Origin of the sequence: Massiliimalia timonensis (assembly GCF_900186585.1) — a bacterium.
In the GTDB taxonomy this organism is placed as follows: Bacteria; Bacillota; Clostridia; order Oscillospirales; family Ruminococcaceae; genus Massiliimalia; species Massiliimalia timonensis.
On record NZ_FYDD01000003.1, the window covers coordinates 469,234 to 483,066 of the forward strand.

General features: G+C 45.4%; 16 protein-coding genes and 1 pseudogene. 6 read left to right on the plus strand and 11 right to left on the minus strand.

Going from position 1 to position 13,833, the window contains the following annotated elements; all coding sequences use genetic code 11:
- Positions 1-328 precede the first annotated feature (328 nt).
- The 3 genes from CIB36_RS04240 to CIB36_RS04250 are packed head-to-tail and all read right to left on the minus strand — an operon-like array spanning position 329 to position 1,926.
- Entirely contained in the window at positions 329-517 is a 189-nt protein-coding gene (locus CIB36_RS04240; protein WP_093988343.1) for a cysteine-rich KTR domain-containing protein, read from the minus strand.
- Positions 518-547: 30 nt separating this feature from the next.
- Positions 548-1,309, minus strand: coding sequence for an EFR1 family ferrodoxin (locus tag CIB36_RS04245; protein ID WP_093988344.1), 762 nt, complete (start codon positions 1,307-1,309; stop codon positions 548-550).
- A complete protein-coding gene (locus tag CIB36_RS04250; protein WP_093988345.1) occupies positions 1,306-1,926 on the minus strand; it encodes a TetR/AcrR family transcriptional regulator in 621 nt (206 codons plus the stop codon). Before CIB36_RS04250 ends, CIB36_RS04245 begins: the two co-directional genes overlap by 4 nt.
- 344 nt (positions 1,927-2,270) lie before the next feature.
- On the opposite strand from CIB36_RS04250, the gene CIB36_RS04255 reads away from it, so the two are divergent.
- Together CIB36_RS04255 and CIB36_RS04260 are read left to right on the plus strand one after the other, a co-directional pair.
- Positions 2,271-2,528: a hypothetical protein gene (locus CIB36_RS04255; protein ID WP_024730796.1), complete on the plus strand. Its 258-nt coding sequence runs from the start codon at positions 2,271-2,273 to the stop codon at positions 2,526-2,528.
- A gap of 3 nt (positions 2,529-2,531) precedes the next feature.
- Positions 2,532-2,714 (plus strand): annotated as a pseudogene (locus CIB36_RS04260) (recombinase family protein); the annotation flags it as partial.
- Between the two features lie 7 nt (positions 2,715-2,721).
- On the opposite strand, the gene CIB36_RS04265 reads toward CIB36_RS04260, so the two are convergent.
- Together CIB36_RS04265 and CIB36_RS04270 are read right to left on the minus strand one after the other, a co-directional pair.
- Positions 2,722-4,395: a recombinase family protein gene (locus tag CIB36_RS04265; protein ID WP_002604471.1), complete on the minus strand. Its 1,674-nt coding sequence runs from the start codon at positions 4,393-4,395 to the stop codon at positions 2,722-2,724.
- A 77-nt stretch (positions 4,396-4,472) separates the two neighbouring features.
- A complete protein-coding gene (locus tag CIB36_RS04270; RefSeq protein WP_002604472.1) occupies positions 4,473-4,646 on the minus strand; it encodes a transposon-encoded TnpW family protein in 174 nt (57 codons plus the stop codon).
- Between the two features lie 249 nt (positions 4,647-4,895).
- Between CIB36_RS04270 and CIB36_RS13495 the strand changes: the two genes are divergently transcribed.
- Entirely contained in the window at positions 4,896-5,117 is a 222-nt protein-coding gene (locus CIB36_RS13495) for a hypothetical protein (RefSeq protein ID WP_015522615.1), read from the plus strand.
- Here CIB36_RS13495 and CIB36_RS04280 read toward each other — a convergent pair.
- The 4 genes from CIB36_RS04280 to CIB36_RS04295 form a co-directional block, all read right to left on the minus strand.
- Positions 5,105-5,347 (minus strand): helix-turn-helix domain-containing protein, encoded by a 243-nt coding sequence (locus CIB36_RS04280; RefSeq protein WP_002604473.1) that lies wholly within the window; start codon positions 5,345-5,347, stop codon positions 5,105-5,107. The genes CIB36_RS13495 and CIB36_RS04280 overlap by 13 nt on opposite strands.
- A complete protein-coding gene (locus CIB36_RS04285; RefSeq protein WP_002604474.1) occupies positions 5,331-5,768 on the minus strand; it encodes a sigma-70 family RNA polymerase sigma factor in 438 nt (145 codons plus the stop codon). Before CIB36_RS04285 ends, CIB36_RS04280 begins: the two co-directional genes overlap by 17 nt.
- 473 nt (positions 5,769-6,241) lie before the next feature.
- A complete protein-coding gene (gene rlmN, locus CIB36_RS04290) occupies positions 6,242-7,225 on the minus strand; it encodes a 23S rRNA (adenine(2503)-C(2))-methyltransferase RlmN (RefSeq protein WP_002584956.1) in 984 nt (327 codons plus the stop codon).
- 16 nt (positions 7,226-7,241) lie between these two features.
- On the minus strand, positions 7,242-7,427 hold the full coding sequence (locus tag CIB36_RS04295) for a cysteine-rich KTR domain-containing protein (protein WP_003431289.1): 186 nt from the start codon (positions 7,425-7,427) through the stop codon (positions 7,242-7,244).
- Positions 7,428-7,825: 398 nt separating this feature from the next.
- Between CIB36_RS04295 and CIB36_RS04300 the strand changes: the two genes are divergently transcribed.
- From CIB36_RS04300 to CIB36_RS04310, 3 genes are all read left to right on the plus strand, one after another.
- Complete coding sequence (locus tag CIB36_RS04300; protein WP_002584957.1) at positions 7,826-8,182, plus strand: helix-turn-helix transcriptional regulator; 357 nt, start codon at positions 7,826-7,828, stop codon at positions 8,180-8,182.
- Positions 8,183-8,383: 201 nt separating this feature from the next.
- Positions 8,384-8,713, plus strand: coding sequence for a plasmid mobilization protein (locus CIB36_RS04305; protein WP_002584958.1), 330 nt, complete (start codon positions 8,384-8,386; stop codon positions 8,711-8,713).
- Complete coding sequence (locus CIB36_RS04310; protein ID WP_002584959.1) at positions 8,674-10,008, plus strand: relaxase/mobilization nuclease domain-containing protein; 1,335 nt, start codon at positions 8,674-8,676, stop codon at positions 10,006-10,008. Before CIB36_RS04305 ends, CIB36_RS04310 begins: the two co-directional genes overlap by 40 nt.
- 201 nt (positions 10,009-10,209) lie before the next feature.
- On the opposite strand, the gene CIB36_RS04315 is transcribed toward CIB36_RS04310, so the two are convergent.
- The gene (locus tag CIB36_RS04315) at positions 10,210-10,419 is read right to left on the minus strand and encodes a transposon-transfer assisting family protein (RefSeq protein WP_002584960.1); all 210 of its coding nucleotides are present in this window, start codon (positions 10,417-10,419) and stop codon (positions 10,210-10,212) included.
- Positions 10,420-10,423: 4 nt separating this feature from the next.
- Positions 10,424-13,771 carry a YodL domain-containing protein gene (locus tag CIB36_RS04320; RefSeq protein WP_002584961.1) on the minus strand — a complete coding sequence of 1,116 codons (3,348 nt, stop codon included), beginning with the start codon at positions 13,769-13,771 and terminating at the stop codon, positions 10,424-10,426.
- Positions 13,772-13,833 lie beyond the last annotated feature (62 nt).

Consider the following 13,833-nt stretch of genomic DNA (forward strand, 5'->3'; position numbering starts at 1 on the left):
TCTTCCCAGTAGGGGGCTATTACGACAAACGCCCATGCAGACGTAAAACCGCATAGGCGTTTGGTAATATGAGTTATTTAAGTAATTATGATGATTTGTGTGTTCATCTCTATGGTTGCAAAAAACCGTTGCATGGAATAGGCTTTTTTTAACAATGGAATAGAATTAAAAATGTGAAAAAGAAACATGGCAATATCTCCCGACACCGCCATGTATATAAAAATAATTGTGTATTTGCCGCTATTCCATTTTATATACAGGAAATGGCGGTTTGTTTTCCTATCACAAAACAGAAAGAGCCAATAATCATAAGATTTATTTCTTGTGATTATCGGCTCTGCGTCAATGCGTCTGGCTCTGTGATAACTGAAATATTCAGATTTTTTACATTGATAAGATTTTCCTGCTTGCACTTCGGACAGTATAGGGGAAAATTCTTTATTTCTGTATCTTCCCGTATCCTTAATCGGGTTTTATTATTGCATACAGGACATAAAATCCATTTTTCTTGTTGCAATGCACCACCTCATTTCTAATCAGACTACTTTCAATGAAAATCAGAAACAGAGTGTTGGAAAATCACTTGTTTCCCCAAAATAGTAATTGCTTTCTCGCTACATTGATTTACGCACCGATAGCATAACGTACACCGTCCGTCTGCTATAATCTTATCTTCTGATAATGACAAATTGTTCATAGGACACACCAATGCACATTTCCCGCACTTTATACAAGCGTCGGTATCTATCTGTATTTTGTCTGAATATTCTTGTGTTTTACGGAAAAACCAAAGCCGCTGTCCAAAAAGCCCTGTAATATGGCATAAAAATCCCAAACCGTCTTTAGTTGGAGTACCATTTTTCAAATTGCACACCGCTGATTTTATGCGTTCTTCCGCTTGTATGACAATTTGCTTATTTTGAGCCGGAGTACGCTTTAAGGATTTTACATCACAAATACAATCCGGCATTTTCAAATGAAGTCCACCCCATACCTGTGCGCCGTATCTCTCGAACAATCTTGCAGATACACCCGCACCGTCGCCGCTAAACAGTCCCATTGTTGCAATAATGAAAATACGTTTTCCTTTCCATACATCAGAATTTTCGCAGATAAAATCCCGTACAATTTTAGGTAAGTTACTGTAATAGATTGGATAAGCAAAAATGATGTCTTTATGATATGTAACTTTTTCCATTGTACCTGTATCTTCTAACGGGGTTATTTCAATGTTCCTGTCATATAGAGCAAAAAACTTTTCTAAACAATATTTTGTATTTCCTGTTCCGCTAAAATAAATCCCAATCATATTTTTTCTCCCGTATTATCTAAAAAGGAAAGTTGAAAAACGTCCATAAAATCAATGACTTTCTCTCTCCAGTCATTATCATAATTTACATTATTCATGGTGGCTAATGAAGTAATACCATGTATAAAAGCCCAAATGGTTATGATAATATCATTTTGCTTTCCTTCTGAATAGTGCGTCTGCTCTAATAATTCACTTACAACATTTTTATAGATAATATAAGGTTTATAGTTTTGGTCATCTGGCATTGATAATGATAAGTCAATTTTTATATTGGATTGAGAATATAAAAATTGAAAATAAGTAGGGTTGTCTACAAAGAAAGATACATATGCTATTCCCATATCTTTTAATATTTCTGCAACATTATTATTCTTTTGAACGGTACTTTCTAATTGTTTAGAAAATCTATCTGTGATAAATAATTGCATTGCTTCAAGAAGTTCCTCTTTATTTTGAAAATGGCTATAAGGGGCAGCATGGCTGACACCACACGCCGCAGCTACCTTTCTCAAAGAAAAAGCATTTACTCCCTCTGTATTTACAATCTGAATACCTGTTTCAATCAATGCGTTTCGCAAGTCTTTATGATGATAAGTCTGTCGTTGCTGTTCCATGCTAATTCCTCCAATCTTTACACTGTCTATATTATAAAATTCAAACTTTACACTGTCAAGATTAAAAGAGATTTTAAGCAATGATACTCGAAATATTTTCGGTTATTTATTTGGCATTTCAGGAACTTTTCCGTATTAAGAGATAAGAAAAACTTTTTGAAAAATTTCTCTCAAAACTTCGGCAAAATCGCCCTATGCGGTGTTGTAGGTAGTGAGAGGAAAATCAGAGGGTTTGGGAAACTTCCCAACAAGCAAAATGCAGCGCATTTTCGGAAAAGGGTACCCTTTTCCTATGCTTGCTATTCAGTTTTCACTTCAACAAACTATGAAAGGACGGGAAAGGAATGGAAAGGAAACAAGATATTGAAAACAGTGGATTTATACCACAAAAGGGCAATCCGCTACATGAAACTGTCACTTACAAAATCGGCGGCACAATTTTTGAAGTGTCAACGATTTGCGGCGGCTCGGAACTGCTTTATAACAAAATGGAACGGCTCATAAGAGCGGAATCCGTCAAAACGCCTACTGACAAAGAAAAAGAAGTCCGCTATAATAAAGATAGCAACCTGTTTGTCGGGCGTTCATTACAGGAGGAATGAACAATGACAAAAAATTATCCCGACAACATTACTGCTTTATATGCAAGGCTTTCTCAAGAGGACGCCTTGGACGGAGAGAGTAACAGCATAGCAAATCAAAAGAAAATCCTGCTCAAATATGCAATGGACAACGGTTTTCCTAATCCTACATTTTTCATTGACGACGGCGTTTCGGGCGTTACGTTTGCTGGGGTTAGATAGCGATACTTTTTACATCTACCATGTTGCGGCGGTCATGGTTGACAACTTGCGTCGGCTCCTGCTCGGTATCAACCTGTCCGACAAAGCTATAATGGATTTCGATTTTCCGGGTGTTGGTTTCCCGGTCTAATTCATGTATCAAAATACGGTCGATAAACTCATGGACGTTTTCATAGGTCAATTCCTGTATGTCGCTGTATTTCCCGACAATCTGAATAAACCTTGATATATCCCTTTTTCGCTCGGTAACGGTTGCGATCTGCTGTTGTAACTCGTCTATCCTTGCGGCAAGGGATTTCTTTTCGTCCTCATAGCCGGAAGTTAGAAACACAAACCGTTCATCTGTCAGTCTGCCTAATGCGTTGTCCTCATACAGCTTGCGGAAAAGCGTGTCAAGTTCGGTCATACGCGCCTGTGCTTTGAAAAGTTCCTTTTGCTGCTGCGCTAATGCCTTTCTCGCTTCCATGTCGCCGTACTCGGTAGCTTTACAGATAAAGTCCTGTTCGTGTTCCTTAACATACCGCAAAACCCGCCGCATATCTTCCAGCACTAAATCAAGAAGTACGTTTTTGCGGATATAATGAGAGGTACACTCGCTGCCTGTCCTTGCCCTGTTGCGCCATGCGCCGCAAGAATAGGAAAACTTGCGCGGCTCGATATTTACGCCCTGTTGGTAATACATCTTATGTCTGCAACCAGCGCAAAACAGCAAGCCGGAAAAAATATCAATCTCCGCTGCTTTTGTCGGGCGGTGGCGGGTAGCAATCCGCTTTTGCGCAAGTTCAAAGGTTTCCTCGTCAACAAGCGGCTCATGGGTGTTTGGGAAGAAATAGCGTTGTTCTTCTTCGTTCTTCCGGGTCTTTTTCGACTTGTAGGATACCTTGTGAGTTTTCGCGGTTATGGTATGCCCTAAATATTCCTGCCTTGCTAATATGTCATAGAGCGTTTTGTCCGGCCAAGTATAGGGGGCGATCATTGCCCGCTGATACCGCGCCTGTCCTGTACGCTGATAGCGCAACGCTCCAATCGTCAAGACTTTGTTTTCCGCAAGCCATTTTTGGATTTCGCACATACGCACGCCGCTAACAAACATAGCGAAAACCTGTTTGACAATCGGCGCGGTTTCCGGGTCGGGTATAAGGTGGTGGCGGTTGTTCGGGTCTGGGATATAGCCGTATGGATATTCCCCGTTGACGCGCTCGCCTTTTTGCGCCTGTGCCTGTTTAACTGCGCGGATTTTCTTGCTTGTGTCGCGGGCGTAAAACTCGTTAAACCAGTTCCGCAAGGGGGTAAACTCGTTATCCTCCCGCGCTGTGTCAACTCCGTCGTTGATCGCGATATAGCGTACTCCGTTTTCGGGAAATACAATCTCTATGAGTTCGCCCGTTTTCAGATAGTTTCTGCCAAGACGGGAAAGGTCTTTGGTAATGACCGTCGCCACTCGTCCGGCTTCCACTTCCTGCAACATCGCTTGCAGCCCCTCGCGCTCAAAACTCACGCCGGAAAATCCGTCGTCCACAAAAAACTTTGTGTTCAAAAAATGGTGTTCGTCCGCATAGCGTTGAAGTATCATTTTTTGGTGCTGTATGCTTCCGCTTTCTCCGGCTTGCATATCCTCTTGACTTAAACGGCAGTAAAGGGCGGTGATTTTATTCGACTGTAACATTAGTCCTCCTTTCCGACAGCCGAATAAACAGGTATAATGTGTTGCTATCATTATACCATATCCCGCCGCCTAATGCACTACTCGGACGCTAAAAATCCCGGATTTCCGGGCTTTTTCTGCAAATCCTTTACAATGAGTTTCTCAATCTTTTTATGGATTGTATCGGTTGCCTTTTCACTCGGCAACGCTTGAACAAGATAGGTGATTTTCCCTATTTTGCGTTCGGTTGTAATTGTCTGTTTTTTATCCATTAGAAAAACCTCCTTTTCCTGTATGGATAAACTATATTCGTCAAAAGGCAAAAACGGGCGGTTGTTAGCTGCAACCTCACGGGAGTTTCACCCCGGCCCATGCTTATGGGTGCGCCGCGCAATACTTTGAGGGTGTTCAACGCGGGAGTATCATTGTGCCGCCTTGTATGTCGTCGCCCACAAGCTGCTAAACCTGTTTTACGGCGCGGTAGTTCTCGCTCGGCTTTTCCCCTATGGGGAAAAGCTGTCATGGCGTACCCGCCGACTGGCTCGGTACAGACGGAATGTACCCGTTTGCCTGTTATGCTGCGCACCAAAGGCCGCTTTCTTTGTCAAAGAACAATAGGCTTTGTCGGCCTGCAAAAGCACATCAACAGCGGATATGCTTTTGCGGAACGACAAATAGCCCATAACGGGAAGCGTGGAAAGGGGACACGCTCCCCGCATGGGCTAAAAGATTATCCTACATGAAAAGCAAGGGTGCGGGTAATAAGGCGCACTTGCAGCCTGTTACGCATTTCCTCGTCCACATAGGAATAGGTATTGCCCGCGTCGTCTTTCAGCGTGCGGGTACAAAGTTTCGCTATGTAACCCTCGTAGTGCTTCAAGATCGCGCACATGGCGGTTGTGTCGCCGTTTGCCGCTGCGGAAATGACAGGGAACGGCAACAGATTTTCAGACTTCCTAACGGTATTCATCATCTGCTTTTCCCTCCAAATACTGTTTGATTTTCGCAAGCGCGGATTTCCTGTGCCGGAAAACCGTCGTGCGTACAACATTCAGCAGTTCGCCAATTTCCGCGTCGCTCATATCCAAGAAGTAGGACAAAAGGATAATGTCGCGTTTCCTTTCGGGCAAAGCGTTAAGGGCTTCGGCAAGCAGTTCATTTTTGACGAGTACATCAAAGCCGGACACTTGAAAACGGAAATAATCGCTTTCGTATTCGTCCGTTGTGAAAAGCTGCGCGAGTTCGCTTTCGCTCAAATCCGAAAAAGTAACTTCGCGTGCTGCGCGTTTCGCAAGAGTGCGGCGGTGGCTTTTCGCTTCGCCGACCAAAGTTTTCTTTGCTAATGCGTCGTACTGATGTTGTATTCTTTCCTTGTCGGAAGAAGATAGCTCCATAGAGTTCACCTCCTTCCCGCGTGGAGTAGAGGACGGGAGTTAAGGGCTTGTCCTCTCTGCCCCTTTCGCTCCGTACCCGTTCGGGAGATGGCTCTTGAGTGCGCTTTTCAGAAAAAAGTTGAAAAAAGCAAAATGCGCCCGTCCGCAAGACGCGGACGGGCGCAAAGGAAATGTAAGCAGTAGCTAAATGTATTGACAGTTCACATTCATAGCCGGAATATCCCGCTTGCGGAGCATAGCTTTTTTTGACCGCAAAGCATTAGGCGGGTTACAGTAAATAAAAATGGACACGGCGATACCTCCCCGATACCGCCGTATCCTTAAAAAAGGGCGACTTTAATACACTACCCGCAATCCATTCTATAATAGGGAACAGCGGCTTTTGCGCAATATTAAATAAAAAAGCCGATAACACATAGGTTTTTTGACCTAATGCGTTATCGGCTCTGCGTCTATGCGTCTGGCACTTTTAATCATTTTTTTTTGAATTTATTATATGTGTTAGCTAACTGTCCACAAGCCGCGTTAATCTCTCTGCCATGAGAAACTCTCATAGTAACTTCAAGTCCTGCTTGCTCTAATTGATGTTTGAATGCAACTATTTCCCGTTTCTGTGGTGCTTTAATTCTTGAATTGCTTGTTGGGTTGTATTGTAACACGTTAATCATAACTTTTTTGCCCCGAAACCATTTTGCAAGTTGTCTTACATCTGAGGGCCGGTCATTTATACCCGGTAAAAGCAAATACGCAAAGACAATTTTGCGATTATGCCTTTCAGAATAGGATAAGGCTTGCTTAACAACATCTTCAATAGCATATATGCGCATGTGAGGAATAATACGATTTCTTGCAGATTGTGTTGCTGCGTGTAAAGATATTGTCAACTGAATTTTAAGATGTTCCTCGCGCAATTTTTTTAATTGATCGACCGGACCAACTGTTGATATGGTAATGCCGTCGGTTGGAAAGTTGAGCCCATATCTATCTCGGAGAATATGGATTGCTTTTATCAAGTTGTCATAATTGAATAAAGGCTCTCCCATACCCATAAAAACGATACGGTTTACTTTTCGACGCAACAATATAATCTGTTGTACGATTTCTGACGATGTTAGATTACGAACAAAGCCATTTCGCCCGGACTCACAAAAAATACAACCAACAGGACAACCGACTTGTGTGCTCACGCAAACAGTTCCACCATCTCGCCGCTTGATAAAAACCGTTTCAATGTATTTGTTGTCTTTCAGTTCGTAAACATACTTTTCAGTATCACTGCTTTTGCAAATATTTTTTACCAACATTGATAGATTTTTTTTGCGTGGTAATTGCTTATATAATTCTTCATATAAGGCTTTTGCTTCATTCTCGCCAATAACTTCCGACATTTCTTTGTAAGTAAATCCGTATGGATCATTCCGTACTTCCGCAGGCGTATATTTAGGTAAACGTTTCATTTTTATATCCTTTCTTCTAAATAATAAAAGTTTGTTTTTCTGTATTTTTGATTACAATCTCTAATTTTTCTACATCAATGATATGCGTCAATTTGCATTTAGGGCAGAAAAGAGGAAAATCTTTTAATACAGTATTATGAAATACTTGAACTCTCGTCTTTCCGTTACAAATCGGACATTTTATCCAATATTTTTTAAGCATTATATTTCACTCGTCCTTTTTACACAAAAAAATGCAGGTCAATCCTCAACATGAGCATTGACCTGCATTTATAATGCACAGAGCAGTACAACAAAACTAAGGCATAGCTTGCACTATGTCTATACTATATCTATACGTCGTTAGTTTTTTGTATAGCATCCGCAAAATAAGCATGACAAAAAAGCCCATGTTGAAAATGGGAAAATCCTTTTTTTCAATGCTTATCTAATACGCATGCTATGCAACATAAACGCCGCCTCCTTTTACATAAATTTTATTTTATCAGAAAATCAGTCTACTGTCAATACACAACAGGAAGTATTTAACCTAATGATATGAATTGTGTGGACATATCCAAAAAGAAAGGTGAACTGTAAAATGTAACAGGGTGAATGAAAATGGCAAAAAGACCCGTACCATTGTACGACTTTAAGGCTTTCGGGGCAGCTATAAAAGCCGCGAGAAATGAATACGGCGAGAGCCGCAAAAAGGTAAGCGACGAGTTATATATTTCCCCGCGCTACCTTGCGAATATCGAGAACAAGGGACAACAGCCGAGTTTACAGGTATTCTATGACCTTGTAACCCGGTATCATATTTCGGTAGATCAATTTTTCTTCCCGAACAGCAATGCGGAGAAATCCACCGGGCGGCGGCAGCTTGACGCGCTGCTGGACGGTATGAGCGATAAAGGCATACGGATTGTAACCGCAACAGCAAGGGAGATAACGGAAGTCGAAAAAGCAGAGGATTAACCTCACAATATGAGAAATCGGGAGATTGCAGCGCATGGCGGCTGCAATCTTTTTTTGCGTCCAAAATCAAAGGAACGCGCAACAAATACCGCCTTTCGGTGGGGGTATGGAGTAGATAGCAAGCACAGCAAACGAGTACCCGTTTGCGGAAAATGCTTGTTGGGATAATCCCAAACCCTTATACCGAAAGGCGGTGCGGAAATGGAAAACCGAAAGAGAAATATACAGATGAAGTTTTACGTTACGGAAGAAGAAAAGCGGCTGATCGACGAGAAGATGAAGCAGCTTCCCATAAAGCAGTATGGGGCATACTTCCGTAAAATGGCGATAGACGGGTATATTCTTGTCGTTGACCGAAGCGACACAAAAGCATATATCCGGGAACTGCAAGCGGTGAGCCGGAACATCAACCAAATTGCAAAACGCGCCAATGCGACGGGGACGGTTTACAGGCAGGATATAGAGGACATTAAAAAGGCGGTGGACGAGATATGGCGGTTACAAAGACGCACCCTATTAAATCAACCTTAAAGGCTGCGATAGACTATATCTTAAATCCCGAAAAGACAGACGGGAAGCTGCTTGCGTCCTCTTTCGGCTGCGGGCTGGAAACCGCCGATATTGAGTTTGCATGGACGCGGGAAGCTGCCGGAGATCGCGGCACACATTTAGGGCGGCACTTGATACAATCCTTTGCGGTGGGAGAAACCACACCGGAAGAAGCGCACAAAATCGGCATGGAACTTGCCGGGGCGGTATTAGGCGGCAAGTATGAGTTTGTTTTGACAACTCACGTCGATAAAGACCATCTGCATAATCACTTGATTTTCAACGCGGTTAGCTTCGTTGACTACAAAAAGTACCATTCCAACAAGCAAAGCTATCACTTTATCCGGCGCACCAGCGACAGGATATGTAAAGAGCATGGGCTATCCGTCGTCGTACCGGGACAGGACAAGGGAAAAAGCTATGCAGAATACACCGCCGAAAAGCAAGGGACAAGCTACAAAGCAAAGCTGAAAACGGCGATAGATACTCTCATTCCCCAAGTGAAAGATTTTGACGAACTGCTGCGCCGCTTGCAGGAAATGGGGTATGAAATCAAACAGGGCAAATACATTTCCTTTCGCGCTGCCGGACAGGAACGGTTTACCCGCACAAAGACGCTCGGCGCGGCCTATACGGAAGAAGCGATAAAGGAGCGTATCAAGGGCGTGTATGTTGCCAAAACAAAAACGCTGCGGGAAGATAAGAAAATCCGGCTTGTCGTCGATCTTGAAAACAGTATCAAAGCCCAACAGTCGGCGGGCTATGAACGGTGGGCAAAAATCCATAATCTGAAACAGGCTGCTAAAAGCATGAACTTCCTAACCGAAAACAAGATTGAGTATTATAGCGAACTTGAAAGCAAGATAGCCGATATTATGACCGCTCATGACGCGGCGGCAAAGGCGGTTAAGGAAGTGGAACAGCGTATGTCTGATTTGTCGCTGCTTATCAAGCACACCACCACATACCGACAGTTAAAACCGATTTACGATGAATACCGAAAATCGCCGGACAAGGAAAAGTATCTGCGGGGGCATGAAAGCGAAATTATCCTGTTTGAAGCTGCGGCAAGGGCATTAAAGGAAATGCAGATAAAGAAGCTGCCCGATCTCGCCGCGCTGCGCAAGGAGTATAGAAGCTTAAACGACAGGAAAACCAAATTGTATGAAGATTATCGGCAAGCCAAGAAGCAAATGCAGGAATACGGCGTTGTCAAAAAGAACGTCGATAGTATTCTTTACCCGTCCCAAAGCAGGGCGCGGGAGCAGGAGCGATAAGGCGCAAAACATGGGGTGGCAAGTGGAATGTTAAGGGCTGAAAACGCCTGTGTTTCTGCGGCTTCCAGCGCATGAAAACGACATAGACGATAAAGTATATTCAAACCCGCAAAAACGGCTTTCTAATTGTCCACGCAAGGACAAAAAAAGAACAGGGGCGCGGTGCCGGAAATCGGCAACCGCGCCCCTGTTCTCTATGGGCTATTCCTCGTCGGTCAAGATAAACTCCCTTTCGGAAAACTCGCTGTCCGTCATGGCTTGCAGCTTGTTCACCGCTGCGGCGGCAAGCTGGCGCATATCCTCGTCCATGTAGGGCATGGCGGCAAGGATATTTTCAAGCGTTGTTTCCCGGCTGTCCTCGGCGTAGATCGCAACAATGTTTTCTTCCTCAATGGTAAAGCGGGTATTCATGCTATCAAACCTCCAAATCCTTTTTATGCTCTTTCTGTTTATCTTTCGGCTGCTGCGCCGCCTGTTTCTTGTATTCGTCCAGCTTCTTCAAAATGGACGGTTTTTTCTGCGGCTGTTCCCGTTTCTCGGCTTTTACCGCTTTTGCAAGGTCGGTAACGGAAATCGCTTCCCCCGCCTTTGCCCGCTGCTCAAAATCTGCAACGGTGGGCGTTTGCGGCGTATTGTTGATAAGCCCGTCAAAATTGTTGTCGTTCTGCTCTATGGTGTCCTCGACGTGCTTTAAGGGATTATCCCGCTGCGGCTGCTCGGCGGCTATGGCATAAGCCTGTGTGCCATTCCCCATAATGAGATACTTCCCGTCCTCCGACGCATGGTGAAAACCAAATCCCGCCGCTTCGATCTGTTCACGGCTCATATCGGTAATATGAAAATTGCCCCTCGGCGTTCTAACGGTTTCACCCGTCAAAAGGCTGTCGGGGGTCGCTTCCGGCTGCTGCTTTTCAAGCTGCCCGTCCTTGTAGGAATATCCTTGCGCCGCGATTGCTTCAAGGGTCTTGCCCGTAACGTCGCCATAAATCCGCTTGTCTGCGTCAACCAGCATTTGCAAAGTGTCTTGTACGGTGTCGGACAAGGCTTGCTGCTGTTCGGGCGGCAGCTTGTCAAATACGGGGGTCTGCTGCTCCTGCAAAAACTCCGGCACTTGCTGAAAACCGATACTGTCTACATAGTGGGCGGTGTCCTCGTCGTTCTGATGAAGCACAACAATGTCGGAAACGGAAAGGCTATGCCCCTTAAAGTCGGCGGGGTGGTCGATATTAAACCTTTCCCAAATGTCGCCCAGCGTCATATCCTTTGTAAGCGGTGCAGTATAGACGAGTTCATAATTTACCCGGTCAATGGTAAGTCCAGCCGCTTGCAGACGGTCATAAGGCTCAAAGCGCAAGTCCCTTGTTTCGTCCCCGCGCTTTAACTGATAAATGGAAAAGGTATCGCCCTGCTCCTGCTCGGCTTGCCGCTGCTGCTGCAACTCGGTAAAATGCCCCTCAATCTCGGTAATGAGTTCCTTTGCGGTGGTCTGTATTGTTTCAAGGGACGCTTTTAACTCGGTCATTTCCTTGCCGCTGCTCCAACCAGCCACATAGCCGAAAGAGTAATCGGAAGTATCAAGGCCGAAATGCTGGCAAACCGTATAAGCGACGCTTTCCGCTTCTACCTCGCAGGTATGGCGGTCAACGCGGTTTTGCTGCTCCGGCGGGGCGTTTAAGTCTACGTCGTGCAGCTTCGCATGGGCGATTTCGTGAATGGCGGTCTTTACCGCCTGTAATTCACTCACGCCCTCTTTGATTGCAATACGCTTGTCGGTCAAACTGAAATACCCATTTGCGCCGTTTGTGATCTGCTCAAATGCAATCGGGACGGGGGACGCTTTTTCAAGGGCGGCGAAAAAATCCTCGTACTGCTCCACATCGGCAAGCAGCGGTTTAACGGAAAGGTCGGGAAACTCCTTGCCCTCGGTCTGCGAAATATCAAAGACGGTTATAACCTTAAAGGCGGGGACGGTGATTTCCTTTTCTTCCTTTACCACTTTTCCCTCGCGGTCAAGCATGGGCTTTCTCGTTTCGGGGTCGATTTTATCAACCAGCTTTTTCACCTTGTAGGGCGCGGGGGCAAAGATTTTAATGCCTTTCTCGCCTTTCTTTACATGGCGGTCAAACTCCTTTTCCCATTGACGGAAGCCCATTACCAAATTGCCGCCCTGCATAGCAATTAGGATAGTGTTATTCAAACTATAATCATGGAACTTTGACATAGCGGTTAGAAACTCTTTGTAGCGGTCGCTGTCAAAAATCGCCTGTACGCCCTGTTCCAAACGCGCGGTGATCTCCTTTACCTTTTCGGCGGGCTTTTCGGAAGTAAGGATAATGGGGACGACGGGGCGGGGCTGCTGCGGCTCTGCGGCCTGTGCGTCTGCTTGCTGCGTTTCGGCTGCGTCCATATAGGCTTTGTCCTGTTCGCCGCGCTCCGGCTGCGGGTAACTCATAATGCGGTATTCTTCCGGCACTTCGCGCCCCTCAAACTGCCGTTCCCACTCGTCGCCGCTTTCCACGATATAGCCGTACTCGGTAAACGCGCCTTTTTCCTGCGCGGCAGCGTTCCTGCCAAAAGTAGAAAGGTCAATGCCGCCTTTCCATTCTTCGGGCATTTGTACCATGCCGGATTGATTTAAGTAATAGTCGCCCAAATCGTGGTAGTTATGTACTTCGGGGATATGGACGTAAAAATCCACGTTGTAGGTGAAGTCAATTACCTGTCCAATATTTGCAAGCCCGTTTTTCTGCTGCAAAGCTGCGTTCAGCTTGCCAACCTCGGCGGGGTCAAGCTGTTCGAGCCGCGCCGCAAGAAAATTGAGTTCGTCCACGTCGGCGGCGCATACCATTTCATAAGGCAAGGCAATATGTTTCTCCGGGTCGTCGGAATAGCCGCGAATGGAAAAATCCTGCGGGTTGTCGGCGGTAATGCCGACGTTCCGCATAGCTTCGTGCAACTGCTCCTTTGTGGCGGGCATATCCAACCAATAGCCGCCGGGGTCGCCCGCGTCAAAGCGGCTGCGGTTGCCTATCATAATAGAAAACTGTTCGCTCATGTGTTCACGCTCCTTTTCCTGCCCGGTATTTTCGGGGATAGCTGCCGCCTGTTGCTGCTGCGGGGGTTCTTCGCCCTCTATGGTGTAGTCCGGCATGAGCATACCGTTTACTTTGAAATAGTCGGCGTACTCCTGCGGGATAGGCGGGGAGATTTCCGTAAACAAGCGGTCATACGCTTTGATACGCCCATTCAGATACTTTTCCATAGCTGCCTTGTCGGTGAAAACCTTTCTATCTTGTCCGGCAATCTTCGCTTGGGTTCTGCTTGGGCTGTTGGTGCGCACGCTCCATGTAAGCGTCCATGAATACGGGATAGATTTCTGCGCTTCTTTGTCGTAGCGGGTATTCTCGTAAATGTAGTAATTCATCTGATATACCCGATTGCTGCGAATATGGCGGTTATGCTCGGTGGTCTGCCACTCGTTAGCGGTGTGCTGGACGTGCGGCGTTCTCACATATTCAAGTGTTTTATCCAGCAAAAGCGTTCTTCCCGCCTGTTCTTCCCATGCGGCGGCGCGTTCTTTAAGGTCGTCAAAAATCGCCTGTTCTGCCGCCGCGCTTTCGCTGCGCATGGAAAGTAGCTGCGCAATCGGCAAGGAAGCATAAGGGGCAATCTCCCTGTCCTTTGCTTCAAAATATATCCGGCGTTCTATCCGCATGGTTTCGGCGGCTTCTAATTTGTCATGGTCGTATGAGGAATACGGCATATTCTTTCATCACGTCCTTTCTCGGTCATATAAGGGTTTGGGACTATCCCAACAAGCAAAAT

Coding starts and splice junctions, on each gene's coding strand:
- CIB36_RS04245 (WP_093988344.1), bottom strand. CDS start 1,309: ATGATTGGGATTTATTTTAGCGGAACAGGAAATACAAAATATTGTTTA.
- CIB36_RS04250 (WP_093988345.1), bottom strand. CDS start 1,926: ATGGAACAGCAACGACAGACTTATCATCATAAAGACTTGCGAAACGCA.
- CIB36_RS04255 (WP_024730796.1), top strand. CDS start 2,271: ATGGAAAGGAAACAAGATATTGAAAACAGTGGATTTATACCACAAAAG.
- CIB36_RS04265 (WP_002604471.1), bottom strand. CDS start 4,395: ATGTTACAGTCGAATAAAATCACCGCCCTTTACTGCCGTTTAAGTCAA.
- CIB36_RS04270 (WP_002604472.1), bottom strand. CDS start 4,646: ATGGATAAAAAACAGACAATTACAACCGAACGCAAAATAGGGAAAATC.
- CIB36_RS13495 (WP_015522615.1), top strand. CDS start 4,896: ATGGCGTACCCGCCGACTGGCTCGGTACAGACGGAATGTACCCGTTTG.
- CIB36_RS04280 (WP_002604473.1), bottom strand. CDS start 5,347: ATGATGAATACCGTTAGGAAGTCTGAAAATCTGTTGCCGTTCCCTGTC.
- CIB36_RS04285 (WP_002604474.1), bottom strand. CDS start 5,768: ATGGAGCTATCTTCTTCCGACAAGGAAAGAATACAACATCAGTACGAC.
- rlmN (WP_002584956.1), bottom strand. CDS start 7,225: ATGAAACGTTTACCTAAATATACGCCTGCGGAAGTACGGAATGATCCA.
- CIB36_RS04295 (WP_003431289.1), bottom strand. CDS start 7,427: ATGCTTAAAAAATATTGGATAAAATGTCCGATTTGTAACGGAAAGACG.
- CIB36_RS04300 (WP_002584957.1), top strand. CDS start 7,826: ATGGCAAAAAGACCCGTACCATTGTACGACTTTAAGGCTTTCGGGGCA.
- CIB36_RS04305 (WP_002584958.1), top strand. CDS start 8,384: ATGGAAAACCGAAAGAGAAATATACAGATGAAGTTTTACGTTACGGAA.
- CIB36_RS04310 (WP_002584959.1), top strand. CDS start 8,674: ATGGCGGTTACAAAGACGCACCCTATTAAATCAACCTTAAAGGCTGCG.
- CIB36_RS04315 (WP_002584960.1), bottom strand. CDS start 10,419: ATGAATACCCGCTTTACCATTGAGGAAGAAAACATTGTTGCGATCTAC.
- CIB36_RS04320 (WP_002584961.1), bottom strand. CDS start 13,771: ATGCCGTATTCCTCATACGACCATGACAAATTAGAAGCCGCCGAAACC.